General features: G+C 65.4%; 23 protein-coding genes and 1 tRNA gene. 10 read left to right on the top strand and 14 right to left on the bottom strand.

Going from position 1 to position 26,802, the window contains the following annotated elements; genetic code table 11:
* The first annotated feature begins 88 nt into the window (after window positions 1-88).
* The 7 genes from BXE_RS09610 (at window position 89) to BXE_RS09580 (ending at window position 5,666) form a co-directional block, all read left to right on the top strand.
* Window positions 89-165: transfer RNA gene (locus tag BXE_RS09610), tRNA-Met, on the top strand.
* A 391-nt stretch (window positions 166-556) separates the two neighbouring features.
* The gene (locus BXE_RS09605) at window positions 557-1,102 is read left to right on the top strand and encodes an NUDIX hydrolase (RefSeq protein ID WP_007182161.1); all 546 of its coding nucleotides are present in this window, start codon (window positions 557-559) and stop codon (window positions 1,100-1,102) included.
* Window positions 1,103-1,111: 9 nt separating this feature from the next.
* On the top strand, window positions 1,112-1,849 hold the full coding sequence (gene aat, locus BXE_RS09600; RefSeq protein ID WP_011488123.1) for a leucyl/phenylalanyl-tRNA--protein transferase: 738 nt from the start codon (window positions 1,112-1,114) through the stop codon (window positions 1,847-1,849).
* Between the two features lie 116 nt (window positions 1,850-1,965).
* Window positions 1,966-2,805: an arginyltransferase gene (locus BXE_RS09595; protein ID WP_011488122.1), complete on the top strand. Its 840-nt coding sequence runs from the start codon at window positions 1,966-1,968 to the stop codon at window positions 2,803-2,805.
* 97 nt (window positions 2,806-2,902) lie between these two features.
* Window positions 2,903-3,964 carry a quinone-dependent dihydroorotate dehydrogenase gene (locus tag BXE_RS09590; RefSeq protein WP_011488121.1) on the top strand — a complete coding sequence of 354 codons (1,062 nt, stop codon included), beginning with the start codon at window positions 2,903-2,905 and terminating at the stop codon, window positions 3,962-3,964.
* Between the two features lie 135 nt (window positions 3,965-4,099).
* Window positions 4,100-4,894 carry a cystine ABC transporter substrate-binding protein gene (locus BXE_RS09585; RefSeq protein WP_011488120.1) on the top strand — a complete coding sequence of 265 codons (795 nt, stop codon included), beginning with the start codon at window positions 4,100-4,102 and terminating at the stop codon, window positions 4,892-4,894.
* A gap of 112 nt (window positions 4,895-5,006) precedes the next feature.
* Window positions 5,007-5,666: an amino acid ABC transporter permease gene (locus BXE_RS09580; RefSeq protein WP_011488119.1), complete on the top strand. Its 660-nt coding sequence runs from the start codon at window positions 5,007-5,009 to the stop codon at window positions 5,664-5,666.
* 19 nt (window positions 5,667-5,685) lie between these two features.
* Here BXE_RS09580 and lepB read toward each other — a convergent pair whose 3' ends face one another.
* The 8 genes from lepB to BXE_RS09540 all read right to left on the bottom strand — a co-directional run bounded on the left by lepB (window position 5,686) and on the right by BXE_RS09540 (window position 15,032).
* Window positions 5,686-6,387, bottom strand: coding sequence for a signal peptidase I (gene lepB / locus BXE_RS09575; RefSeq protein ID WP_011488118.1), 702 nt, complete (start codon window positions 6,385-6,387; stop codon window positions 5,686-5,688).
* Window positions 6,388-6,627: 240 nt separating this feature from the next.
* Complete coding sequence (locus tag BXE_RS09570) at window positions 6,628-7,626, bottom strand: Gfo/Idh/MocA family protein (protein ID WP_049782231.1); 999 nt, start codon at window positions 7,624-7,626, stop codon at window positions 6,628-6,630.
* Window positions 7,627-7,772: 146 nt separating this feature from the next.
* The gene (locus tag BXE_RS09565) at window positions 7,773-8,492 is read right to left on the bottom strand and encodes a FadR/GntR family transcriptional regulator (protein ID WP_011488116.1); all 720 of its coding nucleotides are present in this window, start codon (window positions 8,490-8,492) and stop codon (window positions 7,773-7,775) included.
* Between the two features lie 345 nt (window positions 8,493-8,837).
* Window positions 8,838-9,419: a flavin reductase family protein gene (locus BXE_RS09560; RefSeq protein WP_038456291.1), complete on the bottom strand. Its 582-nt coding sequence runs from the start codon at window positions 9,417-9,419 to the stop codon at window positions 8,838-8,840.
* Window positions 9,394-10,986: a mannose-1-phosphate guanylyltransferase/mannose-6-phosphate isomerase gene (locus BXE_RS09555; protein ID WP_011488114.1), complete on the bottom strand. Its 1,593-nt coding sequence runs from the start codon at window positions 10,984-10,986 to the stop codon at window positions 9,394-9,396. The genes BXE_RS09560 and BXE_RS09555 overlap by 26 nt, the downstream gene beginning before the upstream one ends.
* Window positions 10,987-11,109: 123 nt before the next feature.
* Window positions 11,110-11,943: a class I SAM-dependent methyltransferase gene (locus BXE_RS09550; protein ID WP_011488113.1), complete on the bottom strand. Its 834-nt coding sequence runs from the start codon at window positions 11,941-11,943 to the stop codon at window positions 11,110-11,112.
* A gap of 49 nt (window positions 11,944-11,992) precedes the next feature.
* Window positions 11,993-13,897 carry an alpha/beta fold hydrolase gene (locus tag BXE_RS09545; RefSeq protein ID WP_011488112.1) on the bottom strand — a complete coding sequence of 635 codons (1,905 nt, stop codon included), beginning with the start codon at window positions 13,895-13,897 and terminating at the stop codon, window positions 11,993-11,995.
* Window positions 13,898-14,039: 142 nt separating this feature from the next.
* Window positions 14,040-15,032, bottom strand: a complete 993-nt coding sequence (locus BXE_RS09540; RefSeq protein WP_011488111.1) for a glycosyltransferase family 2 protein — start codon at window positions 15,030-15,032, stop codon at window positions 14,040-14,042.
* Between the two features lie 335 nt (window positions 15,033-15,367).
* Between BXE_RS09540 and BXE_RS09535 the strand changes: the two genes are divergently transcribed.
* Window positions 15,368-16,828: an oligosaccharide flippase family protein gene (locus BXE_RS09535; RefSeq protein WP_011488109.1), complete on the top strand. Its 1,461-nt coding sequence runs from the start codon at window positions 15,368-15,370 to the stop codon at window positions 16,826-16,828.
* 52 nt (window positions 16,829-16,880) lie between these two features.
* Here the strand turns inward: BXE_RS09535 and BXE_RS09530 are convergent, their stop codons facing one another.
* From BXE_RS09530 to BXE_RS09505, 6 genes are read right to left on the bottom strand one after another with little or no spacing between them, the layout of a single operon-like run.
* Complete coding sequence (locus BXE_RS09530) at window positions 16,881-18,035, bottom strand: glycosyltransferase family 4 protein (RefSeq protein ID WP_011488108.1); 1,155 nt, start codon at window positions 18,033-18,035, stop codon at window positions 16,881-16,883.
* Window positions 18,032-20,458, bottom strand: coding sequence for a hypothetical protein (locus BXE_RS09525; protein ID WP_011488107.1), 2,427 nt, complete (start codon window positions 20,456-20,458; stop codon window positions 18,032-18,034). Before BXE_RS09525 ends, BXE_RS09530 begins: the two co-directional genes overlap by 4 nt.
* A gap of 13 nt (window positions 20,459-20,471) precedes the next feature.
* The gene (locus BXE_RS09520; RefSeq protein ID WP_011488106.1) at window positions 20,472-21,629 is read right to left on the bottom strand and encodes a glycosyltransferase family 4 protein; all 1,158 of its coding nucleotides are present in this window, start codon (window positions 21,627-21,629) and stop codon (window positions 20,472-20,474) included.
* Window positions 21,626-22,804, bottom strand: coding sequence for a glycosyltransferase family 4 protein (locus tag BXE_RS09515; RefSeq protein ID WP_011488105.1), 1,179 nt, complete (start codon window positions 22,802-22,804; stop codon window positions 21,626-21,628). Before BXE_RS09515 ends, BXE_RS09520 begins: the two co-directional genes overlap by 4 nt.
* Before the next feature lie 11 nt (window positions 22,805-22,815).
* Window positions 22,816-24,393, bottom strand: a complete 1,578-nt coding sequence (locus BXE_RS09510; protein ID WP_038456295.1) for an O-antigen ligase family protein — start codon at window positions 24,391-24,393, stop codon at window positions 22,816-22,818.
* A complete protein-coding gene (locus BXE_RS09505) occupies window positions 24,393-24,926 on the bottom strand; it encodes a GNAT family N-acetyltransferase (RefSeq protein WP_011488103.1) in 534 nt (177 codons plus the stop codon). The genes BXE_RS09510 and BXE_RS09505 overlap by 1 nt, the downstream gene beginning before the upstream one ends.
* Before the next feature lie 350 nt (window positions 24,927-25,276).
* On the opposite strand from BXE_RS09505, the gene BXE_RS09500 reads away from it, so the two are divergent.
* Both BXE_RS09500 and BXE_RS09495 read left to right on the top strand, forming a co-directional pair.
* Complete coding sequence (locus BXE_RS09500) at window positions 25,277-25,528, top strand: acyl carrier protein (RefSeq protein WP_011488102.1); 252 nt, start codon at window positions 25,277-25,279, stop codon at window positions 25,526-25,528.
* Complete coding sequence (locus BXE_RS09495; protein WP_011488101.1) at window positions 25,525-26,802, top strand: acyl-CoA dehydrogenase family protein; 1,278 nt, start codon at window positions 25,525-25,527, stop codon at window positions 26,800-26,802. The genes BXE_RS09500 and BXE_RS09495 overlap by 4 nt, the downstream gene beginning before the upstream one ends.

Below are 26,802 nucleotides of genomic sequence, written 5' to 3'. Positions count from 1 at the left end.
CCGGCCGCGAGATAGGTGGATTGAAGCCGGTTCTTAATCAGCTGTTGCATAGTCATGCACTTTCTTCTATAATCTTTTCTTCGACGGACGCGGGGTGGAGCAGTCTGGCAGCTCGTCGGGCTCATAACCCGAAGGTCGTAGGTTCAAATCCTACCCCCGCAACCAAGTGCATCGCGTATGCTCAAGACGTCGAAAACAACATTCAAGGCTTGCCAAACCGGCAGGCCTTTTTTGTTTCTTTTTCCAAATCTTTCATAACGGGTTGCGAGTTCCGCGCGCTGCGTCCGTCTTTCCCGTTCCGTACCCGGAGCTCATCAGGGGTTCGCGATATCAGGATATGCCTTACCCGCAACACCATTCGCGCCCGCGGATCAACGCCCGCGCGAAAGATATTCTGCATCCCGAATCAAATATACCCTTCCTCTGCCTGTTGTCCCCGTCGCACCCCTTCGCATAAGGCCCACTCACCCCCAGCTCCCGCACGCCACCTTTCCCCCACCTGAGTAAAACCGCGCCCCAGTGATAAACTCCTATCACCCTTTCCTGCCCCCTTCCTATGAAATTCTGTTCTGTCTGCGGCCACGGCGTCAGCCTGAGCATTCCGCCGGGCGACAACCGCGAGCGCTTCGTATGCGCCAGTTGCGGCACGGTGCATTATCAGAATCCGCGCAACGTGGTCGGCACCGTTCCGGTGTGGGACGACAAGGTGCTGCTGTGCCGTCGCGCGATCGAACCGCGTTACGGCTACTGGACGCTGCCGGCGGGCTTCATGGAAATGGGTGAGACCACCGCCGAGGCGGCATCGCGCGAAACGCTGGAAGAAGCCGGCGCGCGCGTCGAAGTGCAAAATCTCTTCTCGCTGTTGAACGTGCCGCACGTGCATCAGGTGCATCTGTTCTATATGGCGCGCCTGCTCGATCTCGACATTGCCGCCGGCGAAGAAAGTCTCGAAGTCAAACTCTTCGAAGAACATGAAGTCCCCTGGGACGAAATCGCCTTCCCCACGGTCGGCCAGACCCTGCGTTTCTTTTTCGCCGACCGCGCCGCCGGCAGCTTCGGCCTGCACACGGGCGACATCTTCCGCTCGCTGCGCGAAGGTTGAGCGGCGCGCATGGTTCCCTGGCTCGGACCCGACGATCCGTTTCCTCCCGTCGAGCGCGCGCTCGGCGCGAACAGTGGCGCGCCGGGCCTGCTCGCCGCCAGCGGCGATCTGCTGCCGTCGCGCCTGATCGACGCCTACCGGCGCGGCATCTTCCCGTGGTATTCGGACGGCCAGCCGGTGTTGTGGTGGAGTCCCGACCCGCGCATGATCCTGCGCCCCGCCGAATTCAAAGTGTCGCCGTCGCTGCGCAAAACGCTCCGGCGCGTGCTGCGCGACGACGCGTGGGAAATCCGCGTCGACCATGATTTCGCCGCCGTGATGCGCGCCTGCGCGCAGGCGCCGCGACGTGGCCAGCGCGGCACGTGGATCACCGCCGACGTGGTCGAGGCGTACTCGTCGCTGCATCGTGTGGGCGACGCGCACAGCATCGAAACCTGGTTCGAAGGCAGGCGCGTGGGCGGTTTGTACGGCGTGTCGTTCGGCAAGATGTTCTTCGGCGAATCCATGTTCGCGGAGGTCACCGACGCGTCGAAAATGGCGCTGGCCGCGCTCGTCGGACACTTGCGCCGTCACGAAATAGAAATGATAGACTGCCAGCAGAATACGTCGCATCTGGCGTCGCTGGGCGGTCGCGAGATAGCGCGCAAGGCGTTCATCGCGCATGTTCGCGCGTCGGTCGAGGCGCCGCCTATTCCCTGGCTCTTCGACAAGACCGTGCTGCTCGAGATCGTCGCGCCGGCGGCGTAGGAAGAATCAGGCCGAATCCGGACCCGCCGCCCACCGAGCCGCGGGTCACTAGCCGCGGGTCGTCGACCGCAAGGCGCCGGGTTTGCATTACCAGAGACGCTTCGAGAGCTGCCAACGTGACTCATCCCAACGAGCTGCCTCTTTCCCCGCTTTCGGCGCTGCAATTTTATGCAACGGCGCCCTATCCCTGCAGTTATCTGGACGGGCGCATCGCGCGCTCGCAAGTCGCCACCCCCAGTCATCTGATCAACTCCGACGTCTACACCGACCTCGTCAAGGCCGGCTTCCGGCGCTCCGGTGTGTTCACCTACCGGCCGTATTGCGACGGCTGCCGCGCCTGCGTGCCGGTGCGTGTACCTGTCGACCGGTTCGAGCCGAACCGCACGCAGCGCCGCGTCTGGAAGAAACACGGCGAACTGATCGCGACCGTCGCACCGCTCCATTACGACGAAGAACACTATGCGCTTTACATGCGCTATCAGTCGGCGCGGCACGCAGGCGGCGGCATGGACCGCGACAGCCGCGACCAGTACGAGCAGTTCCTGCTGCAGAGCCGGATCAACTCGCGGCTGGTCGAATTCCGCGAGCCGCCGCGCGAGTGGCCAGAACAGCCAGAGCGCCCGGATGCGCCCGGCATTCTGCGCATGATCAGCATGATCGATATTCTCGGTGACGGGCTCTCGTCGGTGTACACGTTTTTCGAGCCGGGGCTGCCGCACACGAGCTTCGGCACCTACAACATCTATTGGCAGATCGAGCAGGCGCGCAGCCTGAAGCTGCCCTATGTGTACCTCGGCTACTGGATTCGCGAGAGTCCGAAAATGGCGTACAAGGCGAATTTCCACCCGCTAGAGGGTTTGATCGACGGCGCCTGGCGTGTGCTCGACCCCACCGGCCTGGATCTGCCGCCGGTCGATCTGGCGATTCACGGCAAACGTCCGCCGTTCAAGCCGTAGCTCATCGTAGCTCACAGTAGCTCACCTGGCCGGTCGCCGCCCGGTCCCGCGAGTCGGCTTCATCAATGCGTCAAAGTCATCCCCTAAAGCCGGTAAAATGGCGGGTTCCCATTTTCCGGCCGCCCGGCTTCGTCCCGTGTTCAGTTCCCTCTACCCGCTCGTACGCGCCCAACTCTTTCGCATGGACGCGGAAGACGCCCACCACCTGACCTTGCGTATTCTCGGCGCCGCCGGCCGCACCGGCCTCGCCGGCGCGCTCGCGCCGCGCGTGCCGGATGCGCCGCGCACCGTAATGGGGCTGACGTTCCGCAATCCGGTGGGGCTCGCCGCGGGGCTCGACAAGGACGGCGCATGCATCGACGGTCTCGCCGCGCTCGGCTTCGGCTTTATCGAAGTCGGCACGGTGACGCCGCGCGCGCAGCCGGGCAATCCGCGCCCGCGCATGTTCCGTCTGCCGCAGGCGAACGCCGTGATCAACCGCATGGGCTTCAACAACGCGGGCGTCGACCAGTTCGTGAAGAACGTGCAGGCCGCGCGCTATCGCGGCATTCTCGGTCTGAACATCGGCAAGAACGCCGACACGCCGATCGAGCGCGCCGCCGAAGACTACCTGTACTGCCTCGACCGCGTGTATCCGTTCGCCAGCTACGTGACGGTCAACATCTCGTCGCCGAATACGAAGAATCTGCGCCAGTTGCAAGGCGCGGGCGAACTCGACGCGCTGCTCGCGGCGCTCAAGGACAAGCAGCAGCGTCTGGCCGACATGCACGGCAAGCTGGTGCCGCTCGCGCTGAAGATCGCGCCGGACCTCGACGACGAACAGATCAAGTCGATCGCGGACACGCTGCTGCGTCATCGCTTCGAAGGCGTGATCGCCACTAACACCACGCTCTCGCGCACCGCCGTCGCCGGCATGCAATACGGCGACGAAGCCGGCGGCCTGTCGGGCAAGCCGGTGTTCGACGCGTCGAACGCAGTGATCCGCAAGCTGCGCGCGGAAGTCGGCGAAACGGTGCCGATCATCGGCGTCGGCGGGATTTTCTCGGGCGAGGACGCGCGCGCCAAGATGGCGGCCGGCGCGTCGCTGGTGCAGCTCTATACCGGCTTCATCTACCGCGGACCGGCGCTGGTGGCCGAATGCGTTCAGGCGCTGCGCTAGGCGCAGCCCGCCGGGCGGCACGCCAGCCTGTGCGGCGCCCGTAATATAGACATAAACAAACGGTATTTTGGTTTCGATAGTCTGCTTTGTTATGCTTTCGTCTGTTAAAACGCCAGACGAACAAAAAGGAACTCGATGAAATTTGGTTTGCTGAAAAAGATTCTGGTCGCCGGTCTGATCGGCGCGTCGTTCACCGCCGTCACCGCGCATGCCGACGACCTGCTCGACCAGGTCAAGCAGCGCGGTACGCTGCGTATCGGTCTCGAAGGCACCTTCCCGCCGTTCAATTCGAAAGCGCCTTCGGGTGAACTGGTCGGCTACGACGTCGACATCGCCAAAGCCGTGGCGGCCAAGCTCGGCGTGAAGCCGGAATTCGTCACGACCGAGTGGAGCGGCATCATCGCCGGCCTGCAGGCGGGCAAGTTCGACGTGATCGTCAACCAGGTGGGCATTACCGACGCGCGCAAGCAGGCGCTCGATTTCTCGCCGGCCTACACGTACTCGGCCGCGCAACTGATCCAGCGTAAGGACGACACGCGCCAGTTCAAGTCGCTCGAGGATCTGAAGGGCAAGAAGCTCGGCGTCGGTCTGGGCACGAACTACATGGACATGGCGAAGTCGGTGCCGGGCATCGACGTGAAGACCTATCCGGGCGCGCCCGAATACCTGCGCGATCTGGCTGCCGGGCGTCTGGACGCGGCGCTCAACGACCGCCTGATGCTCGCCTACCTGATGAAGAACTCGCCGCTGCCGCTGCGCACCGGCGCGAACGTCGGCGCGGGCAACCCTTCCGGCATTCCGTTCAGAAAGGGCAACCCGAAGTTCGCCAAGGCGATCGACGACGCGATGACCCAGCTCGAAGCGGACGGCACGTTCTCGAAGATCTCGGACAAGTGGTTCGGTATCGACGTGAGCAAGCCGATCAAATAAGACGCGCTGGCTGGAACGAAGGGCGGCATCGTCGGCGATGCCGCCCTTCGCGCTTCTGCAGCGAACTTCATGATGTGCGCGTTTGCGCGCCAACCCGACCACCGTTCAGCTCATGTCCACCACTTCCCTGCTCGTTGAATCGCTGCCCGTGCTCGCACAGGGCGCCGTCCTGACGATCAAGTTCGCGGTTCTGTCGATGATCTTCGGCCTGATCGCCGGCGCCGTGCTCGCGTTGATGGGCGTGAGCCACAGCCGCGCGCTGAACTGGATCGCACGCATTTACGTGAGCGTGATGCGCGGCACGCCGCTGCTGGTGCAGATCTTCGTGATCTATTACGGCCTGCCGAGCTTCGGCATTTCACTCGACCCCACGCCGGCCGGCGTGATTGCGTTGTCGGCGAACGTCGCGGCGTATCTGTCCGAGAGCATGCGCGGCGCGATTCTGGGGATTCACCAGGGTCAGTGGCTCGCCGCCTATAGTCTCGGCCTCTCGCGCCGCCAGACGCTGCGCTATGTGATCGCACCGCAGGCGTTGCGCATTGCCGTGCCGAGTCTGTCGAACAGTCTGATCAGCCTCATCAAGGACACCTCGCTGGTGTCGGTGATTACCGTGACCGAACTGCTGCGCAGCGCGCAGGAAATCATCGCCTCGACCTATCAGCCGCTGCCGCTCTATCTCGCCGCGGCCGCGGTCTACTGGGTGCTGTGCCAGATGCTCGAAAGCGTGCAGCGCTGGTACGAACGGCGCCTCGCGCTGCCGTCGCGCCACTGAACGCCCGGCCGCGCCCGCTTTAGCGGCTCGCGACCGCCGACGCCGAACTATCGAGCCGCGCGCCGAAGCGCTCGAAGCGCGGCGCGTAGTAATGATCCGGGTCGAGCGAATACGCGACGCGACGCGTGCGCCCCATCAGCTCCTTGCGCGAAAAGAAACCGAAGTAACGCGAATCGGCGCTGTCGTCACGATTGTCGCCGAGCATCAGATACTCGCCGGGCGGCACGATCACCGGCCCGAACGAATCGCGCGGACTTGGCGCTTGCGGCGCGAGCCGCACGATATGCGCGATGCCATCGAAGCGCTCGGTCAGATAATCGCCGGGTGAGCTCGCGTCGCCGGGCAGCGGCTTGAATTTCAGCGGCTGGTAATCGGCGCGTACGCCGTTCACGTACAACACGTTCTCGCGCATCGCCACGCTGTCGCCGGGCAAACCGATCAGACGCTTGACGATCAATTCATGCGCGGCCGAAGAATCGATCGTCACGATATCGCCGCGCTGCGGATCATGCAGATGCGCGATGGCGATATGCGTGAGCGGCACGCGCAGATCGTAGGCCATCTTGTCGACGAAAATCCGGTCGCCTTCACGGATGGTCGGCAGCATCGAGCCGCTCGGCACGACGTTCCAGTCGGCCACGGCACTGCGAAACAGCACCATCAGGAAGAGGAACGCGACGAGGCTCTTGTTGTCGCGCCAGAGTTTTCCGAGCATGCGCATGGCAGGCGGCTCCATTGGAAGGGATTCGAAAGCAGTGGCATGTGCGGCGTTTTCTCTCGCAGCATGCCCGCGCAAATCGTACCACCGCCGCCGGCAGCAACGGCGAACGTCGGCGGCGAATCGGCATAGCAGCTTCGCGCAATCGCACGGCAGCAGCACCGGCTTGCGCGTCTCGTCAGACGCGCGCGGGGTTCGCGCATGCCCACGAGATGCGCGCCTCGACGAACGCTCGGCGCGCTCTCATTCGCCCGCGAACTTCAACCCAAGCGCCGCACGCGCCGCGTCGGCCATTGCGATCATCTGCAACGACTTGCTGTGCGGCATCACCGGACTCTCCACCTGCCCCGCCCGGATCAACTCGCAGAAGTGCGCGGTCTCGTAGTTCAGGCCCCCGCCTTCGAACGGTTCATCGAGTTCGATCACACGTCCGCCGGCATACCGGATCGTTGCGCGCGACGGGTTCCACCACGGCTCGTGAATCGTGACGTGGCCGCCTGTCGCCATCAGCAGCGCATCACCTTTGCCGTGCAGATCGAGTCCGCAGAACAGTTGGGCGATGCCGCCCTCATGCTGGCTGTTCAGGCTGGCGAACGTATCGACGCCGGTCGCGCCGAGCCGCCCGAGCGTCTGCACTTCGCGCGGCGCACCCAGCCAGTCGACGGCGAGAAACATTTCATAGATGCCGATGTCGAGCAGCGCACCGCCCGCATGCCCGAACGACAGCGAAGGATGATCGTCCGGCACGCCCGGCACCGAACAACCGGCCCGCACCAGCCCCACCGCGCCAATCGGATCGGCGTCCAGATGCGCGCGCAACTTTCTGTAGAGCGGATAGAACGGCGGCTTCATGGCTTCCATGAAGAGCCGCTGCGCGGCACGCGCGGCGTCGAGCACGCGCTGGAGTTGCGGCTGATTGATGGTGGCGGGTTTTTCGCACAGTACGTGCAGCCCGGCCTGCAACGCGGCGATCGCATAGCCCGCGTGACTGTCCTGAACGGTGGCGATATAGAGCGCGTGGATACCGCTCGCGAGCAGCGCGTCGAAACTTGCGCAAACCTCGCCGCCGAACTCTTCGGCGAAAGCGCCGGCGGGTTCCGCGCGGCGTGACCACAGCGCGGTCAGTCGCGTCTGCGGCACGTGAGCGAGACCCTGAGCAAAACGACGGGCAATGCGGCCCGTCCCGACGATGCCCCAGCGGATCGTGCCGTCCGCGGGGACTTCCTGTGTTGCGATTGTCATCGTTCCTTCGAGTCCATGCAGTTCAGAACAGGCGCTATTGTCGCGCATGCCGCACGCTCCCGCGTGGGCCTGAACTCGCGCCCTTCGTGCTGCACAGTCTCACGAGGAACAATCGGCGAGCCGCCGTGCCGCCGCAGCGGCCACGCTCAGCCGCGTGCCGGCGGTTCCGCCGAAAACTGGCTGCCGACTTCTTCCGCGGTGTAATCGATCATGGCGAGCGAGGCGATTTCCGCTTCTTTCGGATCATGCCGCTCGATCGCGTCCACCACGCGCTGGTGTGAATTGACCGCCGTTTCCCACAGTCCGTCACGGTCGGTGACGATGGGGTTGACGGTCGAAAGCGCACCGCGAATGATCGCGGCCATCTGCTTGAAGAACTGGTTGCCGCTCGCGACCACGATGCGGGCGTGGAACAGTTCATCCGCTTCCTGATAGCCCGGCTCGCCGGGGCGGATCGCGCGGAATGCCTCGAACGCCTCGCGAATCGCCGCGATATCCGCCGCGCTGCCGCGCGCGGCCGCCTGCGCCGAAGCGCGCGGCTCGATCAGGATGCGAAACTCGATCACGTCGCGCAGAAACAGCGGATCGGGTTTCGCGCGAAAACGCCAGTTCACGACGTCCTCGTCGATCATGCGCCAATCGCTCATCGGCCGGATGCGCGTGCCGATTTTGGGCCGCACGTCCAGCATGTCGCGCGCGAGCAGCATCGACAGCGCCTCGCGCATGACGGTGCGGCTGACATCGAACTCCTTGGACAGCACATCCTGCGGTGGCAGTATGGCGCCGTATTTCTCTTCGACGATGCCCGTGACCAGTCCATCCATGACTTTGCTCACGAGCGATCGATCTTTGTTTGCCTGTTCCATGACACTCTCCCCGAAGCGGTGTTTGCCCCCGCGTAGCCTGTTGATCGAGCGGCCCTTGTGTGTCGTTTTATGAGTGTGACTTTGTTCTTCTACGATACGTTGCTAGCTTCAAAACGCTTGCGCCAGTTGGGACACTTCCCGAGAGGGTTATCCCTCTGAAGAATTGTTTCTTCCGTGTAACGCCGCATATTCTGACGGGCCATAAGCTTGCGTCTCAAGCGTGCCTGTGCGGAGAAATTTGCATAGTGCGAAGACGCACGTTGCAACGCGAATTGTCTGATCTGCAACACGCGAGGCGGATATCGACTGGCGCAAAACGACGGCCGGCGTGCGTATCGGTTCGCATCAGCACGGGCGGGCCGCGAGTGGCGGCGAGTCCTGGGTCGACGCCTGCGTTGCACCCCGCGCCGCAACCGAGCCATAGCGGCCGCCGAAGAAAATCAGCGGCGCGTGCTCGTCGAGCGAGAACACCAGCACCTCGCCGACGAACAACGTATGGTCGCCGCACGGATGCCGGTCCACCACGCGCGCCGCGAAACGCGCCGCCGCGTGCTCGAGGAGCACCACGTCCGGCAGCCCCTCGACCGCCGCGAAGCGCGGCGCGAGCCACCCTTGCGGCTCGCCCGCGAAGTGGCGGCTATGCGGCTCCTGCGCCTCTGACAACACGCTCACGCCGAACAGCGCGCTGTCCATCAGGCGCTCGTGCATGCGCGCGCGGTGTCCAACCGAGACGACGATCAGCGGCGGATTGAGCGAGCCCGACATGAAGGCGTTCGCCGTCATCGCATGCAAACCGTCGCCGCTGCCCGTCGAGATCACCACGACGCCGGTCGCGAAGCGCCCCAGCGCATGACGGAAGCGCCGCTCGTCGAAAGCCGCCGCCTGCGCGGGCTGCGGTGCTTCAGCGTGACGTACCCTTGCCTGCATGGCCGCTCTCCTGATCGCGACCGTACTGGTCGTCGAAACGCACGATGTCGTCTTCGCCGAGGTAGCCGCCCGATTGCACCTCGATCATTTCGAGCGAAGTCTTGCCCGGATTCTCCAGCCGGTGCGTAACGCCCAGCGGAATGTAAGTGGACTGATTCTCCGTGAGAAAGAAGCATTCCTCGCCGCGCGTGACGCGCGCCGTGCCGCGCACCACGATCCAGTGTTCGGCGCGGTGATGATGCATCTGCAGCGAAAGACGGCCGCCCGGCTTGACGACGATGCGCTTCACCTGAAAGCGCGCGCCGCGTTCGAGCGAGTCGTAATAACCCCACGGCCGGCCGACCTTGCGATGCTCCTGTGCTTCCGCGCCGTGCTCCAGCTTGAGACGGCTGACCACCGCCTTGACGTCCTGCACGCGGTCTTTCGCGACGACCAGCACTGCGTCGGCGGTTTCGACCACCATCACGCCGCTCACGCCGACACAGGCGACGAGCCGGCCCTCCGAATGCGCGAAGCTGTCGGTCGAGCCGGCGAACATCACGCGGCCGCGCGCGACATTGCCGTCGGCGTCTTTCGCGGACGCTTCCCACACCGAATCCCACGCACCCACGTCCGACCAACCCGCGACGAGCGGGACGGCCACGCCGACCAGCCGCGCGTCGGTGGCCACACGCTCCATCACCGCGTAGTCGATCGAATCGGACGGGCACAGGGCGAACGCCTTGCGCGCGAGATGCAGGGCGCCGTCGCCGTCCACCGTGGCCTGCTCGAACGCGTCCGCGCAGGCTGCGGCGATCGCCGGCTGGCACAACTCGATCGCCGCGAGCCACACGGAAGCGCGCACCACGAACATGCCGCTATTCCACCAGTAATCCCCGGACGCGACGTAGCGCTCCGCGAGTTCCGGATCGGGCTTCTCGACGAACCGCTCGATGACGCGCGCGCCCCGCGTGCCGAGCGCCGTACCCGTGCGGATATAGCCGTAGCCGGTCTCCGCGCGCTTCGGCGGCACGCCGAGCGTGACGATCGCGCCCGCCGCCGCGTGTTCGAGCGCCTCGGCGAGCGCCTTGCCGAACGCAACGTGATCGCCGATCAGGTGATCCGCCGGCAGCGCCACGATGACCGGATCGTCGCCCTCGACAGCCGCCGCGCGCGCCGCCAGCGCCGCCACCGTCAGCGCGGGCGCGGTGTTGCGCGGCACCGGTTCGAGCACCATGCGCACCGGCCGGCCCGGCCTCTCCAGGCGTTGCAGACGTTCGAGCGTTTGCAGCCGCAAGTCCTCGCAGCAGACCACCAGCGGCGCCGCGATAAGGCGCGTGCCGGCTGCCGGCGTTTCGTGCTCCACCGCGGCGAACGACGCGTCGAGCCGGCGCAGGGTCCTTTCGAGCAGCGACTCGTCGCCCATCAGGCCGATCAGTTGCTTCGGATTGCGTTCGCGCGACAGCGGCCACAATCGCGTCCCCGAGCCGCCTGCGAGTATCACCGGCTGCACGGACAAACGCGTGGCCGTTCCGGTAACGCTCGCGGTCGCCGCGAGCGGATTGCCTGGTTCTACGATGCGATTCATTTGCGATTCCCCGTGTATGGTCAAACTGGCGCGGTTCTTTGTTGCAGGGAGTCGTCCGCGCGCTGCGGGCGATGCCGTGTCTTTCTTTGCTTCATCTTTGTTTCTTCTTCGTTTCAGCGCCCATCAATCGAAACGGTAAGCGGCCAGCGGTTTGTGCGCGATGAAGTGAAACCACCACGCGTTGCTCTCCTCCACGTCGTCGGCAATGCGATCGCCTGCGCAACTGCCGAACACGGCGTCGCTTTGCAAGCCCACCTGCGCGAGCTGCCGGCGCTGCTCACCCAGTGTCGTGTAGATGATCACAATGCCGAAGTTGTGAGCCGCCGCCGTCTTGATCGCGTAGCGGCCGTAGTCATGGTTCAGCTTCACGTTGCGCAGATAGTTCAGCGTGCCTAGCTGAAAGCGGCGCACCGAATGCAGCGTGCGCCAGCCCAATCTGAGCGGATTGAACGTGAATCGCGGCAGCAGTTGCCAGATGTTTTCGCGGTAGCCGGGGCCGCCGCGGTTGTGCGATGAAAACAGCACGTATCCGCCGGGCCGCACCACGCGATACATCTCCTCGAGAATCCTCACGCGATCGTCGTAGTCCACGCAGTCGATGCCGTTCCAGCTGAATTCCGCGAGTCCGAAATGGCCCGACGGCAACGCGGACATGTCCCGCGCATCCATATGCCGAAGGTCGCGTTCCGGATAGCGCGCCTTCGCCAGATCGAGCAGCTTCAGCGTGTAGTCGACGCCGGTGTAGTCGTTCGAGATCGCCGTCATCAGCGGAATGGTGCGGCCGGTGCCGACGCCGATATCGAGCAGCGGCTCGCCCGCGCAACGCGGCGCGAGCCAATCGAACGCCGCCTGCTCGCCGGGATCGGAATAGGTCTTGTCGAGCGTGAAAACGCGCGCGGCGTCGGGCGAATTCCATGCAACCTGGTTGATGCGGTCCAACTCGGAAGGACTGTTCATGGCGTGCTCCCTTCAAGCGTAGGTGCGCCGGACAATCCTTGCGCATTCATTACGCTTCCCCGAATAGACGAAACGCGCGCGCACGCTTTACAAGCCATTGCGTGGCCCGGGCGCGCCGCCAGCCGGCGCGCTGCGTGGACGGCTCGCGGGCGGCTACGGTATCGGCCACGTGGCGCTCGCTAAAGCTGCCGCGATAAAACTGCTCGAAATACGACATCACATTTTCCTGCGCGCTGGACGACAGGATTGCGTGATCGGTGTGCACGCAAAACGCCGCGCGAACATGCCTGAAGCGCTGCAATCGCGCGCCACGTACACCGAAATGGCGTTCCAGTTCTTCGACGCCTTCATCGAGGACGCCATAGAGAAGCCGTGTCTCGACACCTTGTGCATCCACTGCGGCTATCAGCCTGCGCTCTTCCTGCGCAGCGATCTCGATGCCGCAAACACGTTCGAGCCGGTCGGCAAACGCGAGAGCGAAGCGCGCCGCGAAGCGGCCCGCGAGTTCGCGCGCAACCGGCCAGCCGCCCGACTGTCCCTTCAGCACGCGCAGCCATTTGCCAGGCTGGCACATCGAGCGCAGATAGCTGCGCGTCGAACCAAACGCGGCTACCGCGACGGTCGGCTTGCCGTGCTCATCGCAGATGTTCTGCCAGACGAACTTCTGCAGATTCACCAGCACCGCGCCGAGCACCGCCGGCTCGCGCGCCGCGGCATGCAGGCCGACGTAAGCGCCCGCGCAGATGCCGAGCAATACCGCGCCGCGATGGCCTTGCGCCGTCAGGAAGCGCGCGGCGCAGGCGGCGTCGTCGACGCCCGACTGCGCGTAGAGCGCGTCGAGACTCAATGCGTCGAGCGACGGCATGCTATCGCCCAGACCGCCGAGATCGACGCGCAGCGAAGCGATGCCCTGTTGCGCGAGACGCCTTGCGAAGCGCACGCCGAGCCGCGCATTGCCGATTCGCGACACGGCGCCTGTGTTCAGCAGCAGCGCGGCCGGCGCGGCGGCCGCGCCGCGTGCTTCAGGCCGGCAATAGATGCCGAACAGCCTGCCGCCGTCGAGCCATACCGGCGTTTCGATCACACCCGGTTCGACCACATGGGCCGCTTCGTGATCCGCGGCATGCTGGTCACTATCCTGGCTATCGCTGATCGTGCCCGCACGCGCGGACGCACTCGCACGGGCCGCCCCATTCGCCAGCCAGTTTTCTATGGACTGGAATGCCGCCTGCGGAAGCTCGCTATCGAGCGACTCCATCATGAACCTGCTGTACTCGTCGAACGACTGCCGGTCGACGTCGATGCCTTGCTCGCGATAATGCGCAGCCAGCGCGTCGACGCGCACGGGATCCAGCGAATCGAGTATGAGAACGCGGGCAGCCGGCCGTTCCGCATCGCGTTTCAGATCGACCGCGCGCAAACTCTCCAGGGTGTCCTGATAGAGACGAAAACCGTACGCTTCCACAAAAGCGTCGGTATCGGGTTCGGCCACGCAATCCATCGCAGCCGGAATCGACAGCCATTGACGATAATGCGCACGCAACTCGCGCTGATAATTCTTCCCCGACAGAACGGGCGCGAGCAGCACGAGTCCGTCCACGCCGCCAAGCTCCTGAGCGGCCAGCGCGGCGAGCGTGCCGCCGAGCCGCATGCCGCACAGCGTCACACGTTCGACGCCGGCGGTCTCGCGCAGCAACGCCACGGCCTGCTTGATACTGTCGATCCAGGCGCGCCAGCGGCCGGCTTCACTTGCCTCGCCCGCCGAATCGCCCGTGCCCGGATAGTCGAAACGCAGCACCGGCATGCCGCGCGCGGCGAGCCGCTCGGCCAGCCTGCGCATGCCGCGATAAGTGCACAGCGCGTCGTAGCCGAACGGATAACACAACACCACACCGTCCGGCTCACTCGCGGGATGCAACCAGCCGAACTGGTCGCCGAACACGACAGGCCTCACGCTACGCTCCTCACGAGGTTCTCCCTTTCGACGCATTACAGCAGACATCGCATGATTGCTCTGTACGTCCCGCCACATTGTCTCGGAGTCCGATATATCGGCGAATGCCTGTGGCACATGGCATCAGCAGCGGACAGCAAGGTCAGTTGCCGTGCGGCGCGCGCAGCGCGAACGTCGAGCGCGCGGCGAGCAGCACGTGATAGAGAAAACGTGCGCGCAATCTGTCGCGCATCGGGTAATGCTTCGACAGCAGCACGCGCCAGGCCGCGGCCGGCTCGCCCGCACGCGCATAGGCCGAGGCCGCGCGCGGCGCCACGCGGCGCAACGCATCTTCGCGCGCGGCCTGCGCCGCGGCGGGCACATGGCTCTCGCGTAGCTGCGCAAACGCGTGCATGGCGGGCAGCGCATGCGTTGAAATCGACAACGCCGTTTCGCGCGATACGGACACGAACTCGTCCACGAAGCAGATCGCCGTTGCGGCGACGCTCAGCCGCAGGCCGAAATCGAAGTCGCACGCTTCGCCGACTTCGGCCGCCGGCCGGTACGCGATGCGGCGCGCGTCCACGGTATTCACCAGATAGCCGTTGTTCGGGAACATCTGGTCGATGCCGGCCAGCGCCGGCACGGGCAGCCTTCCGGCACGGCCGGGCACACGGCGATAGTCACGGTTCAGGCGTTCGCTGGCGTCGGGCCGCGGCGTGCCGTCGTCGGCGATCACGCGCTGCTTGCCGAATGCCGCTGTCAACTCCGGACAGGCTTGCCAGCATGCGTCGAGACGGCTCAACGCGTCCGGTTCGAGCAGATCGTCGTCGTGCAGCAGTACGAGCCGGGCACCGTGTGCGCGCGCGAACAACCGGTTGACATTGGACGCCTGGCCGAGCCGCGGCACATTGCGTTCGTAACGAATGGGCCGGTCGCTGCGCGAGCGGCAGCGCTCCACCACCTGCTGCGCGCTGTCCTCGGTCGAATCGTCGCCGATCACGATTTCGAACTCGCCATACGTCTGCGCGTGGCAACTCGCGATGGCCTGTTCGAGCAATGCGGGCCGGTTGCAGGTGGGAATGCAGATGGAGATCAGCCGCGCATCCAGTTCAGACGCGCCGCCTCCTTGCGGGTCGCCGGTACGATCACTCATGTGTGCTCCGCAAACCGTTTGCGCTCAGGCCGCTTTGCATTCTGGCTCGCGAGCGGCGCTCGAATCCGGCACGCTTCATTGTCAAACCCCGTTTGATGATTGCGCGGCAACAGGCCGCCGCGCGGCACTACCTTCTGATGATTTGCATTTAACCCCGGCCGATGGCAAGTATCTGTACGGCCACACACATAGACGCGCTGGGGGCCAGGGCAATATCGGAACCTGCGACGGGGCCGACGCCGTCGCGTAAAGCGTGCTGCAAGGTGCGACTACGCACCGACGGCGGCCAGAACGAACCACACCATTGCTGAAATTCAGACGCCGGACCGCGCACCATGGAAAGAAGTATCGTCAGGAACATCGTCATCAATTTCGCCGGAGCGATCGCTCCAACGTTCATCTCCCTCGTCACCGTGCCCGCCTACATTCACCTGATGGGCGTCGAGCGATACGGCGTAATCAATCTGGTGTGGACCCTGATCGGCTATTTCAGCGTGCTGGATCTCGGCACGAGTCTCGCCACGGAAAATCAGATCTCCAAGGCACGCGCCGCCAACGACGACTCGATCGAGCGCATCTTCTGGAGCGCGTGGTTCATGAATCTGGGCACCGGCATCGTCGGCGGACTCCTCATTTATGTCGGCACGGTCGTCTATATCACGCACGGCGTGAAGATCGAACCGGCCTTCCAGCGCGAAGTGATGGCGAGCCTGCCGTGGATCGCCGTGGCCGTGCCGATCGCCAACGTCTCGTGGGTGTTTGCGGGCGCCATCAATGGCGTGGAACGCTTCGCCAGCTTCAACATCAACCAGACGCTCGGCACGGCGCTGTTCCAGTTGCTGCCGTTAGCGGCGATCTTCTGCTTTTCGCCCTCCCTCGCGGTGGTGATTCCGGCTGCTGTGGTGGCGCGTCTTGTCGCCGGCATGATGCTGGGCGCGGCCGCGTTTCGCGCGCTGGGAATTCGCCGCGTGCGCATGCCGCAATGGCATGTGATGGCCGAACTGTTCCGTTATGGCCGCTGGATGCTGATGTTCTCCGGCGCCAACATGATTGCGTCGACACTCGACCGCGTGCTGGTCGGCGCACTGCTCGGCGCGCGCTACGTGACGTACTACGCGACGCCGCAGAATCTGATCACGCGCCTGAATCTGCTGCCTATCGCGATGGTGCGCACGCTGTTCCCGCGCCTGTCGGCCGTCTCCCGCGCGGATGCGGACGCATTGGCGCATAGCGCTCTCGCCTTTCTCAACGGCGCGTTTACACCGTGTGTGATCGTCGCGCTGTTCGCGCTCAAGCCTTTCCTGCTGCTCTGGCTCGGGCCGACTGTCGCGGCCGCCGCGCCGGTCGCCAGCGTGCTCGTGCTCGGCGTCTGGCTGAGCGGCCAGTGCGGGATTCTGGGCATTCTGATCCAGGCGCAGACCAGTCCGGCCGCCGTCGCCACGGTGAGCTGGTTCGAACTGCCGGTGTTCGCCGGCGCGCTATGGTGCGGGATTCACTGGTTCGGGATCATGGGCGCGGGGATCGTCGTCACGCTGAAAACGCTCTTCGACTATGGCGTGCTGCTGGCTTTCGCGCGGCTGCACGTGTGGACCATCGTGCGCAATATGCTGGCTCACCTCGCGTTCCTGCTGGTTGCGGTCGTGCTCGCCGATTCGATCAGCGCGCTGCCGACGCTGATCGCCGCGGCACTGGTGCTGGCGCTCGCGAATCTCGGGCTGTCGCTGCATGGGTCGAGCGAACTTCGCGGCGTCGTCTACAAGCTCTGGGCGCGCTTTACGCCGTCCACCAGCAGCTAAGTCCGGAGGACGGCGGGTTCAACAGGCGGGTCGCTGTGCGCGGCCCGTTCTATCAGATCGTGGTCGATTGCGTGACGCTGTCGCGCACCACCCTGCCCGGTGCAGTCATCCCACGCGTGGCGATGCTCGCAAAACGGCGCGGCTGGCAACTTGCCAACGTGCGTTCGTAGATCGACAGATAGCCGTCGCTCACCTGCTGCACGCTGAATTTTTCGAGCTTGTACGGCGCGCGCGCGGTCAGCGCCGCATGCGCGTCGCGCGCGGTCATGAGATGCCCGATCGCTTCCGCCAATGCAGCGGGATCCTGCACCGGCACCAGTACGCCGGCTTCGCCGCCGTCGAGCATCTCGGGAATGCCGCCCACGCGCGTCGCCACGATCGCGCGCCCCAGCTCACGCGCTTCGCACAGCACGAGCCCGGCGGCTTCATAGTGCGAAGCGAGCACGAACACATCGGCCTGGGCGAGATACGCACGCGGGTCCGCGACAAAACCTTCGAAACGCACCTGCGCGGCGACACCCAGCTGCCGCGCCAACGCCTCCATTGCAACACGGTCCGGCCCGTCGCCCACGAGATACAGCACCGCGTCCGGCACGCGCTCGTGCAGCAGCACGAAGGCGTGCAGCAGATCGCCGATGCCCTTGCGTTCATACATGCCCGACACCGTGACGACGCATGGATGCGCGAGTTGCGGCTGTGCGGGCATCGGCGTGTCGGCGAGGCGCGGCGTGCCGATCGTGCCGTTACGCACCACGCTCAGACGCTCCCGCGCAATGCCGCGCCGCGCCATTGCCACGGCCACCGCATCGCTGACCGCCACTACGTGGTCGCCCACGCCCATCAGCGTCGCGCTGCGCTGAAACTCGTTGTGCACCGTCGTGATCAGCACGTAGCGGCGCCGCAGCGCGCTCATGCGCGCGATCAACGCGCCGGTCATCATGTGCGCGTGCACGACGTCGGGATCGTACTGCGCGACGAGGCGTCTGAAGGCCGCCACCATGCCCACCACGCGGGACGGTCTGGGCGACTGCGGCAGCAGCACATGGCGCACGCCGTGCCGCGCCAGCAACGCCTCGAAGCCGCCGCCGGCCGACGCCACCGTCACGTCGTGGCCGGCGCGCGCCTGCAGGCAGGCCAGGTCGATCATCACGTTGACGATGCCGTTGCCGATGCATTTCGCGTGATTGGCGAGGTGAATGATTTTCATGGAGTCTGCGCAACAGTCGTTGAGTGAGAGGCGGCCGCGGCAGGCGGCGCCGTTTGCGGCGTGAAGCGGTACATCAGCGCTTTGCCGTACGCGTCTTCTTCCACCAGCACGAGGTATTCGCCCGAAGCGAGGCGATGCGCGGTCATCGGCATCGGCACATCGACCCAGCCGCTCGTCGAGCCGACTTCCTTGCCCGGTGAGAGGCGGCCGACATCGCGTCCGCTCGCGCGGTCGTACACACGCACCACCGCGCCGCGCGTTTCGACCGCGAAAACGTAATCGCCGGCCACCGCGAAGCCGCTGATCGACGACCAGTCCGGCGCGCCGCGGTCGGGCAAGCCGATCACATAGCGCAGCACGGGCTTGCCGCTCTTCCAGTGGTCGTAGCGGGCCAACTGCGAACCCGCGCCATTCCAGTTCTCCTGAACGAACGGATGCGCGGGCGTCGAACCGGACACGAACATGCTGTCCTGGTCGGGGAAGTAATTCAGGCGTGCGATCCGGTAGAACGGCGCGGGCGGCGCATACTGCCGCATCGCCGCGTAGCGGTAGATCGGGTTGCCAACGCGGTCGAAGCCTTGCAGCGGAAAGCAGCGAATGCCCTGCGATTCGGTGCCCTGCCAGATATCGCCGTGGCTATCCACCCACCAGCCGCGCATTGGCGGCGCGTCGGTGCCGCGCAGGTTCTGGTCGAACGCCGCCGGGGAAAAGTCGCCCTTGCCCGTCATGTCGCGCCAGATCCATTCCCCCTGGCGCGGCTGGTTCGGCGGCCATGCGCCGTCGATATGCGATTGAGAGAAGAGCCCTGCGGGAATCGCGGTCTCGCGGTCGTCGGCGAAACGGTAGATGCGCAGATACGACGAGTACATGTCGGTCGTGTAGAGCAGCCGGTGGCCGCGCACGTCGCGCACCATCGGCATGCCGCGCTGGCCGCCGAGATACAGATGAAAATACGGATCGTACGGATAGCGGAAACGATCCGCCGTGTAGCCGGCATACGACCACTCCTGGCCAAGCGGACGCGAGAGATCGAGCGTGAAGCGCTTGCTGCCGCTGTACACCGAAGGCGGCTCGCCATCCACGAACTGCGCGCCGTCGACGAACAACAGTCCCTGCAGACTGAAGCGCTGCTTGCCGTCGGGCGTATAGCTTTCGAGCAGTGCGCCGTCGTAGGTGCTCGGGCCCGTGCCGAACGGGCGCGGCCCCGCGCCGTTCATCGACACGTACAGGTTGCCGCCGCGGTCCACGCCCACGCCGGTCAGCCCGTTGAAGCGCCGCGGCCCCGGCGCGCCGGCGCGCCCCGCGTAGATGCCGCCCTCCTGCCCGAAGCTCGCCGACAGCTGCATGGCCGCTCCCTGCTCAATCGTGCTGCCCGCCGTCGCGCCGGGCGCCGCCGTGAAGATCAGGATCTGCTGGCGTACGCCGTTGTCGGCGATCAACAGGCGCCCGCGCGTATCGACCGTGAGATCCACCGGCACCACGCCGTCGGGCAACGCGAGTTCGGCAAGGCGTGTGCCATCGCGCGCATGGTGAACCACGCGCCGCGCGCTGTCCGTGCGGCTGTTCTCAATCACCCACAACGAACCGTCGGGCGCGAGCGCGAGGCGGCCGGGCTCATGTACCGGGAATGCGCCGACCGGCTGCATGGTTTGCGCGTCGTAGATCTGCACGCGGTTATCGAGCAGGTTCGAGACGAACAGACGCGTGTCGTCAGCAGCGAGGCCGCGCACCGCATAGTCCGTCTTGTCGGAATAGGTGGAGATCAACAGATACGCGAGCCGGCTGCCGGCGGGAAACTTCACCTGACCGGCGAACGGCACGCCGTCGCGAATGTCGGCGCGGCTGCGGCGCGCCACGCCCGTCCATACTTCGCCCTCGCGCGGAGTCGCGCGGTGTTTCGCTTCTTCGTTGCCGAGGCTCACCATCGTTTGCGCGACGTATACGTACTCGCTGTTCACGGCGATCGCGTCGCCACCCATCATGCCCCAGCCATGCGACTCGCCGCCGTGGCGAACCAGCTCGCCGTTGCGGTACTGGCCGAGTTCGCCGCCGCCTTCGTCCCAGGGCGCGTTCGTGAATACGTCACCGTCGGGCGTGACGGCGAGCGCCTGCACGTCGATCTGCATCCAGCGATGATCGGCATAGCCCCACGTGTTGCCGATCCACGAGGTTCGGTAGGATAGCGAAGGATGCGCGGAGACGGCCTGAGCTTCGGCGGCGGGCCGGCTGGCCGCGGCCACGGTCGTTGCGGTTGCGGTTGTGATGGTGGTTGCCGCAGCAGTGGCGGCCGCCGCTTCGGTGGCAAGCGTCGGCCCGTGCGTCGTCCAGCCGGCATCGCCCGCCGTGACCAGCACGAGCACCGGCAACGCCACGGCGATAACGCATACGAGCCGCTCGAAGGTTTTGCGTGCAGAGCTTCGCATGATCACAGGCGCATCAGAATGCGCTGATCGCTTCGCGATAGACGCGCGCAACCTGCGCGGCGACCACTGGCCGGTCGAAATGCGCGCCCGCATACGCGCGGCACGCTTCGGCATCCGGCACCACGCGCCGACCGAGCAGTACGTCGGCAATACCTTCGCCGATCGACCTGAAACCGCTCGAAGGCAGCACCAGTTCGGACGAAAGCGGCGCCACCGCTTCCGGCAGGCCGCCCACCGGCGTCACCAGCACCGGCGTGCCGGCCGCCAGCGATTCGATCGTGGTGAGCCCGAAGCCTTCGAGCGACACCGTGGGCACCACCGAAAGATCTGCCGCGCGATACCACAGCGGCACATTCTCGTCGGCCACGAAACCCGCCAGCCGGACATTGCGCTCCAGGCCGCGCGAAACGATGCGCGCCTGCAATTGCGCTTCCAGCGGCCCCTTTCCGGCGATGATCAGGAGTACGTCCGGGATCATCGGCTTGACGATAGCCATCGCGTCGATCAGGTCCTCGAGTCCCATGCGCGACACGAGGCGCCGCATGCAGAACAGCAGCGGCCTGTCCTGCGGCAAGCGCAAACGTCCGCGCGCCTCGCGCTTCGTCGCGCGCGTATTGAAGTGCGCCACGTCGACACAACCCGGCACGATACGGATGCTGTCCTCGCGCACCCCATAGGTTTCGTGCAGAACCCGGCCGAATGCCTGCGAAAGCACGATATGCCGTGTCCCGCTGCGATAGACGAAACGTTCGAGCGCGACACGCGCCGCGCGCGACCAGCCGCCGCCACCGCCCGGAAACGATTCGGCCGCCCACGGCCCGTGAAAATGCACGACCTTCGGCACGCGGCGGAACACGCCCACGGTGGGCGCCGCGTACAGCGCGAAATGCGTGGCGACCACGTCGGGCATCTTCGCGGCCCGCAGCGCGCGCGACTGCCTGCGCGAGCCCCACAGCCGCGTGCCGAGTTGCGACTGCGCGCCGGCAAAGGCCAGCACGCGCCCGCCCGACACATCGAACACGCCCGGTGTGCCCGCCACCATGCCGCGCACATTGACGCCCTGGTCGGGCAGCGTATCGATCAGCGCCTTGAACATGCGGTCGAGGCCACCCGGCCTCTCGTTGAACCAGTGCATACCGATCTGCAGCGAGTCGATCGACGTATCGGTCATAGCTCCGCCGATGCGGTCGCACACGCCGCCGGCAGCTCGCGCGACGTACGCCGCGCATGCACCTGCTCATAAACCGACAGATAACGCTCGGCCATGACCTGCCAGCTCAACGTGCCGGCTACCGCGCGCGCGGCGAGGCCGAGGCGCCGCGCGTAGTCCGGTTCCCTTGCGAGATGTTCGATCGCCACGGCGAGCGCGGCGGCGTCGTTGGGATCGTCGAGCACGATGCCGCTGCCGCGCGCGATCACTTCCGCGCCACCCGCGGTGCGCACGGTGATGACCGGCAATCCGGCGGACAACGCTTCGAGCAGCACGAGTCCCATCGGCTCGTAGCGCGACGGAAACACGAACGCATCGACCGAGCGCATCAGCGCGGGCATGTCCATCACCATGTCCGTGAAATGAACCCGCTGCGTCAATCCGAGCGATTCCACCAGCGCGGGATACGGACTGTTGTGCAAAATCCCCGCGACCGCCAGATGCACGTCCGGGGGCGTACGCACGAGCGCATGCAGTACCGTGTCGAGATTCTTGCGCGACATGCGCAGGTCGCCGGCGAACAGCAGCATGAACGGCGCTTGCGGCAGGTTGAAGCGGGCCCGTTCCGGCGCACCGGGCGTGAATTCGCCGGTATCGACGCCGTTATGGATCACCTGCACGCGTGCCTCGCCGATGCCCAGCGCGCGAACCTCGCCCGCCACTTTCTGCGACACTGGCACGATTACTTCGGCGTGCCTGAACGCCCACTTTTCGCACGCGATGTTCAGCAGCGTGTAAATGACCTGGTACGCGTGATACAGGCTGTGCAGCAGCCGGAACGGATAGAAGCCGCAGCGATACCAGCCGTGGTGGACGAAATGCGCGGCGTTGACATCGGCACGCGCCCACGCAATGAAGCCGTTCACGTGCACTACGTCGAATTCGTTGCGATGCGCGCGAATCCATGCGCCGCAGCGCCACGCGAACATCTGGTACTGAAGCAGTTTGGTCGGCAAACGGCTGGTGGGGACCTGCACGAAGCGCACCTGGGAATGCTGCACCAGTTCAGGCGCCGCTTCGGCGGCGAGCAGCGTCACCGAATGACCGGCGGCGAGCGCCGCCAGCACGATTTCATAATTGACCCGCCCCTGGCCGTCGTTCTTGCGCACGACGTGGGTAACGATCAGAATCCGCATCCTCTTGTCCTTCATCTGGATATCTTGTTGTGACGTGGTGAAGCCGTGGCGGCCATGCTCTGACGTTCACGCGCATAACGCAGCGAGATCACCGGCAGCGTCACGCCGAGAAAGAAAAACATTCCCGATACGGAGGTCAGCGTGTTGATGAAAATCATCATCGAGAAGATCGCCACTGCCACGCCGACGCCGGAAATCGCCAGCAGGTCGTTCGGATGCAGCCGGCTCGCGCGGTACGCGCGCCACAGCAGCATGAGTACGCCGGTGGCGTACAGCAGCGTGCCCGGCCACCCCATCACGAAAGGGACTTCCATCAGGCCGCTGTCGAAATCGACCATCGCCGTGGATGATTTGTCGTCGGAGAGCTTGGTGCCGAGTCCGATCGTGCCGAGCCCCTGCCCCGCGATGTCGGTGAACGCCGAGGAGAAGAAGCTCTTGTAGAACTCGGCGCGCGCCTGATAGCTGTTGTCCTGGCCGAGGTTCTCCATCGTGCTGAAGCGCTGTATCACCGGTTCGGCAACCTGATCGATCATCATCAGCGGCGCGGCCATCACGGCCAGTCCCAGCACGCCGGCCAGCAGACGCATGCGGCTTTTGCCGTTGAGCATGAGAAACGAATATGCAAGCGCGATCGCAAAGCCGCCCCACGTGCTGCGCGCGCTGGTGAGCAGCAACACGGGAATGCCCACGCAGCCCAGCACGATGCGCGCTTTACCACGCGCCGCGAACGACATCAGCAGAATCGTCATGAGCGTCACCGCGAACGGGCCGCACGAATTCATCGTGCTGCTCACGCGCATGCCGAACGGCACGGGTTGCCCCTCGGACTGCATTTTCGAAGCGATCAGCCAGAACGCGTCCCACGGCATCGGCGAAACGAATTCGACGAGGCCGTACACGCTCATCAGGAGTCCGCCATAAACAAACGTCTTCAGCAACACCCGGTGATAGTCCGGATAGTGGCGCCACGTGACGGTGAGATAAAACGCCACCATCACCGGATACAGCCAGTTGATGAGCGTATAGGTCGCGGCGGCGGGACCGACCTGCGCCATGCCGACCACATACGCATACAGCAGCGCGATCACGATCAGCACGAGCGGCGCCGCGCGGCGCTGCCCCAGCAGCGAGACATGCTTGAGCAGGGTCAGCCCGGTAAGCGCGACGGCGAGCAAAGGCGCGATCATGATCGGACTTTGATCATTGAACGCACCGTTGACGAAATCCGCGAGACGGCGCACCTCGGGTGTCAGGAAAAACAGCCAGCAGACGAACCCGAGGTAATGCGCGGGCGAGCGCCAGTACAGCAGCAACGCGATACCGAACGCGGCGAACGGAAAGAAGTACTCGACCAGGCGGCCCTGATGCAGCGCGATCAGCCCCAACGTCACCGCAAACAGCAGCAACGGCAGGCGCAGCGGATGGCGCAGGCCTCTGAGCTGCGCGCGCGTAATCGGCGCACGCGGTGCGGCCGGCGCAACCGGCGCAACCGGCCCGGCAACGGCGCCGGGCAGCGCGCGTGGCCTGTCCGGCGCCGGTCTCGCCAGGGCAAGCTGCGCGCTGGATGGCGTGACGAGCATGCGCCCCATCACAGCAACTCGAAGGTATTGACCAGCACGGCGCTGTCGCGCTCGCGGCGGCGCACGCCGAACAGCGGCTGACTCATGCGCACCTGGCGAGTGAGGCCGATGAACGGCACGCCATGTTCGAGATACGGCCCCTCCGTCTTGCGAAAGCCGAATTGCTCATAGAACCCGCGCAGGCCGAGCGGCGCGCTGACACGCGCGGCATGTCCCGGCCACCGCTCGGCGATCGCCTGCAGCACGCGTTCGAGCAGCAGCTCGGCAGTGCCGTCGCCGCGCCGCAGCGGGCTCGTCAGCACCTTGTCGATGGTGATCTCCGGATCTTCCGCGTCGCCCGGTTGCAGGCGGGCATAGGCGAGAATCGGCATCGGGCGCGCCATGTCCTCCACGGCGAACACATGCAACGCGTTTTCGTCGCGGCCGTCGGCGTCGAGACAAACATGCGATTGCTCGACCACGAACACCGCGCTGCGCGCCCGCAAGATCAGATACAACTCGCGTGCCGAAAGCTGATCGAATTCCAGCGTTTTCCAGTTCATCACGTTCCCCAGCGGTCCAATAAATTCAACGAGGCCGGCATCGCACGCCCGCCCCGGGGGCCTGGCTGCCTGCGCCGGCCCGTTCTGATGGCTACACGGTACGTCCGCAAACCGCGTGTTTCCGTGCGCCATCGCACTGACGCTGGGCTTTGACAATTCTTAAATACAGGACATCGGGGCACGGCATGTCAGCACGCCGCCTGAAACCGCACGCCGTCACTGTGAACGCGTCGCGCCCGGCAAATGGACCACACCGGCATGCGCCGCGGCAATAGACACAAAAACGATTCACGTGCGTTCGATCGATGTCCGCAACATTCGAGACCGTTGAATAACTGGGGGACCACACCATGAAAACCGCATTGCGACGCATCCTTTCCGAATCGGCCCGCCTGGATGTCCCGCCGGACACCCTGGCCGACGACGCCGATCTGTACGCCGCGGGCCTATCCTCGCTCGCGACCGTGCATCTGATGCTGGCAATCGAAGATGAATTCGACATTGAAATTCCGGACCGTCTGTTGACGCGCCGGCTGTTCTCCAGCATCGATTCGATGGCCGCCGCGGTGACCGAGCTGCAGCAGGCGAAGGCGGCAGCATGAACGCCCCATTGCTGGATGCGGCGCCGTCGGCCGCTCATACGCCGGCGCACGACGAAACCGATCCGTCGGTCATTCTGACCGCCGTCGAAACCGAACCCGGCTGGCGCGCGGCCGCGCAACGCTGTGCCGCGGTGGCCGCGCAGTTCGCGGACGCGGTGGATCGCGAAGCCCGCTTTCCGGTCGAAGCATTCGACGCGCTCAAACGCGAGCGCCTGCTCTCGGCGATGGTGCCGGCCGCGTTCGGCGGCGCGGGCCTGTCGCTCGCGGACGTCGGCGCGATCTGCGAAACGCTGGCGCAAGGCTGCGCTTCCACCGCGATGGTGTATGCGATGCACCAGATCCAGGTGGCCTGCATCGAGGCGCACGGCAGCGGCTCGGCGTGGCACCGGAAGTTGCTCGCGCAACTGGTCGAACACCAATGGCTGCTGGCTTCGGCCACTTCGGAGGAGACCATCGGCGGCAACATGCGCACCAGCGCCTGCGCAGTCGAGCTCGACGCTGCGCGCTTTCGCATCGAAAAGCTCGCACCGACGATCTCGTATGGCGCTCACGCCGACGGCATTCTCGTCACCGCCCGCCGCACGGCCGAGTCGGCCGCCGCCGACCAGGTGCTGATCGTTGCACTGCGCGCCGATACGCAGTTGGAAAAGCGCGGCGGCTGGGATTCGATGGGTATGCGCGGCACCTGCAGCGAGGGCTTCCGGCTCATCGCCACGGGCGTAGCCGAACAGCTTCTGCCGACACCGTTCGCCGAGATCGCCGATCAGACCATGCTGCCGGTCTCGCACACGCTGTGGGCCTCGGTCTGGACCGGCGTGGCAAGCGACGCCGTGAATCGCGCGAAAGCTTTCTTCCGTGCGCAGGCGCGTGCGAAACCCGGTTCGATTCCGCCGGCCGGCTTGCGCCTCGCCGAAGCGGTCGGTCTGCTGCAGATGATGCAGGCGCGCCTCGCGGTTGCGCTGGAGGCGGCGCGCGCCGCCCACCACGCGCGCCACGGCGGCTCGCAGGCCGACGCGCCGCTCGCGGCCATGCTCGGCTTCGCGTCCGACATGAACACGCTGAAGACGAGCATCTCCACCACCGCGCTGCAAGTCGTGCAGGAAGTGCTGATGATCTGCGGCATGGCGGGCTACAAGAACGGCACACCGTACAGCGTCGGGCGCCATTTGCGCGACCTGTACTCCGCGCCTTTGATGATCAACAACGACCGCATTGCGCAGAACACCGCGAGCCTGTTGCTCGCGCAACGTCCTGCCGCCCCGGGGAGAGCCTGA

The sequence above is a fragment of the Paraburkholderia xenovorans LB400 genome (assembly GCF_000013645.1).
Taxonomy (GTDB): domain Bacteria; phylum Pseudomonadota; class Gammaproteobacteria; order Burkholderiales; family Burkholderiaceae; genus Paraburkholderia; species Paraburkholderia xenovorans.
Note: the sequence above shows the minus strand (reverse complement) of the source record. Positions and strands in the feature narration are given on the sequence as shown.

What these genes read in the sequence shown, in the direction of transcription:
- BXE_RS09550 (WP_011488113.1), bottom strand. Translation starts at nt 11,943, where the DNA reads ATGAACAGTCCTTCCGAGTTGGACCGCATCAACCAGGTTGCATGGAAT.
- BXE_RS09580 (WP_011488119.1), top strand. Translation starts at nt 5,007, where the DNA reads ATGTCCACCACTTCCCTGCTCGTTGAATCGCTGCCCGTGCTCGCACAG.
- BXE_RS09510 (WP_038456295.1), bottom strand. Translation starts at nt 24,393, where the DNA reads ATGGGGCGCATGCTCGTCACGCCATCCAGCGCGCAGCTTGCCCTGGCG.
- BXE_RS09495 (WP_011488101.1), top strand. Translation starts at nt 25,525, where the DNA reads ATGAACGCCCCATTGCTGGATGCGGCGCCGTCGGCCGCTCATACGCCG.
- BXE_RS09505 (WP_011488103.1), bottom strand. Translation starts at nt 24,926, where the DNA reads ATGAACTGGAAAACGCTGGAATTCGATCAGCTTTCGGCACGCGAGTTG.
- aat (WP_011488123.1), top strand. Translation starts at nt 1,112, where the DNA reads ATGGTTCCCTGGCTCGGACCCGACGATCCGTTTCCTCCCGTCGAGCGC.
- BXE_RS09535 (WP_011488109.1), top strand. Translation starts at nt 15,368, where the DNA reads ATGGAAAGAAGTATCGTCAGGAACATCGTCATCAATTTCGCCGGAGCG.
- BXE_RS09565 (WP_011488116.1), bottom strand. Translation starts at nt 8,492, where the DNA reads ATGGAACAGGCAAACAAAGATCGATCGCTCGTGAGCAAAGTCATGGAT.
- lepB (WP_011488118.1), bottom strand. Translation starts at nt 6,387, where the DNA reads ATGCGCATGCTCGGAAAACTCTGGCGCGACAACAAGAGCCTCGTCGCG.
- BXE_RS09515 (WP_011488105.1), bottom strand. Translation starts at nt 22,804, where the DNA reads ATGCGGATTCTGATCGTTACCCACGTCGTGCGCAAGAACGACGGCCAG.
- BXE_RS09520 (WP_011488106.1), bottom strand. Translation starts at nt 21,629, where the DNA reads ATGACCGATACGTCGATCGACTCGCTGCAGATCGGTATGCACTGGTTC.
- BXE_RS09585 (WP_011488120.1), top strand. Translation starts at nt 4,100, where the DNA reads ATGAAATTTGGTTTGCTGAAAAAGATTCTGGTCGCCGGTCTGATCGGC.
- BXE_RS09540 (WP_011488111.1), bottom strand. Translation starts at nt 15,032, where the DNA reads ATGAGTGATCGTACCGGCGACCCGCAAGGAGGCGGCGCGTCTGAACTG.
- BXE_RS09500 (WP_011488102.1), top strand. Translation starts at nt 25,277, where the DNA reads ATGAAAACCGCATTGCGACGCATCCTTTCCGAATCGGCCCGCCTGGAT.
- BXE_RS09560 (WP_038456291.1), bottom strand. Translation starts at nt 9,419, where the DNA reads ATGCAGGCAAGGGTACGTCACGCTGAAGCACCGCAGCCCGCGCAGGCG.
- BXE_RS09590 (WP_011488121.1), top strand. Translation starts at nt 2,903, where the DNA reads ATGGCGGGTTCCCATTTTCCGGCCGCCCGGCTTCGTCCCGTGTTCAGT.
- BXE_RS09605 (WP_007182161.1), top strand. Translation starts at nt 557, where the DNA reads ATGAAATTCTGTTCTGTCTGCGGCCACGGCGTCAGCCTGAGCATTCCG.
- BXE_RS09555 (WP_011488114.1), bottom strand. Translation starts at nt 10,986, where the DNA reads ATGAATCGCATCGTAGAACCAGGCAATCCGCTCGCGGCGACCGCGAGC.
- BXE_RS09530 (WP_011488108.1), bottom strand. Translation starts at nt 18,035, where the DNA reads ATGAAAATCATTCACCTCGCCAATCACGCGAAATGCATCGGCAACGGC.
- BXE_RS09570 (WP_049782231.1), bottom strand. Translation starts at nt 7,626, where the DNA reads ATGACAATCGCAACACAGGAAGTCCCCGCGGACGGCACGATCCGCTGG.
- BXE_RS09525 (WP_011488107.1), bottom strand. Translation starts at nt 20,458, where the DNA reads ATGCGAAGCTCTGCACGCAAAACCTTCGAGCGGCTCGTATGCGTTATC.